The sequence below is a fragment of the Lentilactobacillus sp. TOM.63 genome, from assembly GCF_030361045.1.
Classification (GTDB): Bacteria; Bacillota; Bacilli; order Lactobacillales; family Lactobacillaceae; genus Lentilactobacillus; species Lentilactobacillus dabitei.
Map to the genome: position 1 here is coordinate 1 of NZ_JAUCAP010000130.1, position 3,674 is coordinate 3,674.

Here is a 3,674-nt window from a genome sequence, read left to right on the forward strand (position 1 = left end):
AGCTGGTTAATGGCCGTCAGTCAACGGTAAATCGAATTAAAGGGACTTACTGCTTTAGCAGTTAGTCCCTTTTTGAGGCTTTAAGGAGTTGATTGACTTACTAGACCAAGACACTTTTGCGCATGCAAAGAAAAGCAACCCTGCTTTTTTTGCCTGCCTCACGGCGAGTGCGGGGTGAGTTTGAGCGGGGGCTCCCGCTCATTTAGGCGGTCAAGCTGGCACAGCTTGGACTGGGTTCGGGGCGTCAGCGCCCGAGGGCTTAGAAACTGGTCGATTTTGACCAGTTTCTTCTTATCTTGATACTATTAGAAACAACGGACTTTTTAAAATGTTGGGTGAACCCTTGACACAACTGGGTTTAGGCGTATTATGGTGGTATAAAATGAATACAAAAAAACCCACGTGAGAATTCCATGCTTTGGCCGGCGTCGGAACACGTGAGTTAATCTTGTAAAATCGTATTTGTATTTACTAGACATAGTTTAAGGCTTAGGTGTTTGACCGTCAAGCCTTCTGGCTGATTTTAGTAAAGCAATACATATCAGATTAACTCTTCTCATGTGGCTGGTGGGAGGAGTTTTTAGTTTGGCTGATAAAAGGGTTTTGATTGATCGATCACGGTCGGGAAAAGTACGACCGTGGCGGGAACGTAAGCTGGAAAACCTGCAGTATGGTGACTATTTGCAAATATTGCATTATAAGAAAGCTCATCGAGTTAAAGAATGTGGCGAAGTTTTGCGTTTTGTGGAAGATAAAAATGGTCACAAGAAATTGGCGCAGACTTGGTTTTGCCATTCTCGGTTGTGTCCGTTATGTAATTGGCGACGGGCAATGAAACAATCTAATCAGTTAACTCAAATTTTAGAAGAAGCAGTTAAACAACGAAAAATGGGTCGGTTCTTATTTTTAACTCTGACGGTTGAGAATACAACTGGTGAGCAATTAAAGAGTGAGTTACGACAAATGGGGCGGGCTATCCGTGATTTAATGCGTTATAAAAAGCCAGCTAAAAATTTGTTGGGTTATGTTCGTTCAACTGAGGTTACTGTTAATCATGAAGCAGATCGGCCGATGTATCACCATCATATGCATGTTTTATTATTTGTGAAGAACCTTTATTTTAAAGGTTCTGATAATTATATTTCACAGGCAGAGTGGACTGGGTATTGGCAACGGGCAATGAAATTGACTTATGTACCAATGGTGAATGTTGAAGCGGTTAAACCGAATGTGAAACGCCAGAAAAATTCCTTGCTGGCTAGTGCCCAAGAAACGGCTAAATATCAGGTAAAGTCCAAAGATATTTTAACTAATAATCAAGAACAAGATCTACAAGTAATTGATGATTTGGAACAGGCTTTGGCTGGTTCCCGGCAAATTAGCTATGGAGGCTTGCTGAAAGAAATTCGTAAGCAGTTGCAATTAGAAGATGTTGAAAATGGGGATCTGATTAATACGGATAGTGATGATAAACAAACTGAGCAGGTAGTGCGTGAGGTTGTTGCTAAATGGGACTATCATCGTAAGAATTATTTTATTTAATGATTTATTGTCTATATTGTAAGTGAGGGGGGAGGTGATTGTTTTGGCTTCATTTTTCAATGCCTTAAAGGGATTGTTTAAAGGAATGATTAAGGGTACTTTTAACTTTTTTACAGGAAATAAAAAGACTATTAACAGTTCGAAAAATATTAATGGAAATTTCAATAGTAATAATATCAATAATTCTAGTGTCAATGTTGATAATAGTGAAGGTGAAAAGCATGAAAAGAAACAATCAGACCAGTCAAGATAATTGTTCTAATACTTCTTCTGGTAATTTTAACAGCGATAATATTAGTAATTCTGATGTAACATTCATTTCTAAAGTTACAAATTATACTGATAATTCTAATAAGTTTGTTGTTTTGCAGGAATTTATAAATAGTTTTTTTGAGAAAGCTGGAGCATTTCATAATGAAATTGGAGAATGTGCCGGTAAAGATGTTATTCCTGATTTAAATAGTGATTTACTAGCTTTGAGAAATTTTGTTGAAGGAACTCTTGCAATTCCAAATAATATTTTTGAAATAGTGGATAAAATCGTGCAATCGTTGTTCGATTACTATAAATTGATAGTTACTCGAGGATCTGGTGGTAATCTTAGAAATATGAGTCCTAATCAACGCGATGAATATATTAGAGAATTTGAGAAAAGAAAAACTGAACCTGTAAAACTTCAAAGAGAACTTTTACATGTTTTGAGAAATTTTATTTTTGATGAACATTGTTAAGGTATTATTGCTTTAAATAATCATTGGGAGCCAAAGCGACCTTTGATTATTTTTTTGCCAGCGGCAAAAACGGCCTCGCAGAGCCCACACTTTACCTTGTAAAGTATATTGGGCTATACCTTACATGGAGATTCTCCGTTATTTATGCTATGCTCTAATCAAATTTAGCTGTTTGGGAATGGAGTGGTTAGGTGAGCTATTTAGTGGCTAATATGCAGAAATTGAAAGCTGACAATCTGGTTGGTTTGGGTAATCATGATCAACGTCGAACACAGAATCACAAAAATACTGATATTGATGTTGACCGTTCTGTTTTAAATTATGATTTGGTTGCTGGTCGGACTAATCATTTCAAAATGGATATTGAGGCTTATATTAACGAACATAAAACCAGTCAGCGAGCGGTTAGAAAAGATGCGGTCTTGGTCAATGAATGGATTATCTCAAGTGATAGTCATTTCTTTGCCGATTTAACGGCGGTTGATACGCGCAAATATTTTGAAACAGCGAAGGACTATTTTGCTGAAAAATTTGGTGAAGAAAATATTCGCTATGCGATTGTTCATCTTGATGAGAGTACTCCACACATGCATATGGGGATTGTCCCGTTTGATGATGAGTATAAATTGTCTGCTAAACGAGTTTTTAATCGCCCAGCTTTGCGAGATATTCAAGATCAATTACCGACTTATTTGCAACAGCATGGTTTTAATGTTCAACGTGGGGTTCAAGAATCGAAACGTAAAAGTTTGACGGTACCGGAATATAAAGCCATGCGGGAATCTATTAAGCAGGGGCAGCAAAAGTTAGCAGCGGTTGAAAATGAAACTAAGCAGCGCCAAGCGAAACTTAAAACGTATCAAGCCACTAAATTTGATGTGAATAGTATCAAAACGAAGGAATCCCGTTTCCATAAGCGCTATGTGCTAGTTGATCGGTTTGATTTTGATAAGCTTAAACAGGGCGCCAGCTTAACGGATACGTATTTTACTGAAACTCTGTCCCAAAGGTCTGATATGGATATTCAAAAAGACCAGTTGATCAAAGCTGAAAGTAAGGCTATGGAACTAGACATTGAGAATCGTCGTCTTCAAAAGTTAGTAGGGACGCTACAAGGAATTGTTCGGAGCGTTGACCGCTTCTTACAGCGCAAATTAGGGGTTGGCTTACCAAGTGAGTGGCTAGAACGAGCTGGACTAAAAGAACCGTCTAAAAAAGCCCCTCAGAGGCCACAAGAGCGTTCAGAGGGACAACATGATGAATTAGATGGTCCCAGCCTTTGAATTTGGTCTATGACTTTAATTTACCCGCTGATGAGCATTGGAGCTGGTTAATGGCCGTCAGTCAACGGTAAATCGAATTAAAGGGACTTACTGCTTTAGCAGTTAGTCCCTTTTTGAG

4 protein-coding genes are annotated in these 3,674 nt (G+C 38.2%); all 4 read left to right on the plus strand.

The window, feature by feature from the left end; all coding sequences use genetic code 11:
- Positions 1-585: 585 nt before the first annotated feature.
- The 4 genes from QUF07_RS13445 to mobV all read left to right on the plus strand — a co-directional run bounded on the left by QUF07_RS13445 (position 586) and on the right by mobV (position 3,556).
- Positions 586-1,542, plus strand: coding sequence for a protein rep (locus QUF07_RS13445; RefSeq protein ID WP_289427924.1), 957 nt, complete (start codon positions 586-588; stop codon positions 1,540-1,542).
- A gap of 43 nt (positions 1,543-1,585) precedes the next feature.
- Entirely contained in the window at positions 1,586-1,795 is a 210-nt protein-coding gene (locus tag QUF07_RS13450; protein WP_289427926.1) for a hypothetical protein, read from the plus strand.
- Positions 1,764-2,273, plus strand: coding sequence for a hypothetical protein (locus QUF07_RS13455; protein ID WP_289427928.1), 510 nt, complete (start codon positions 1,764-1,766; stop codon positions 2,271-2,273). Before QUF07_RS13450 ends, QUF07_RS13455 begins: the two co-directional genes overlap by 32 nt.
- Positions 2,274-2,464: 191 nt before the next feature.
- A complete protein-coding gene (gene mobV, locus QUF07_RS13460; protein ID WP_289427930.1) occupies positions 2,465-3,556 on the plus strand; it encodes a MobV family relaxase in 1,092 nt (363 codons plus the stop codon).
- Positions 3,557-3,674 lie beyond the last annotated feature (118 nt).

Bases quoted from the DNA above. Each gene is read 5' to 3' on its own strand.
- QUF07_RS13455 (WP_289427928.1), top strand. From the start codon at position 1,764: ATGAAAAGAAACAATCAGACCAGTCAAGATAATTGTTCTAATACTTCT.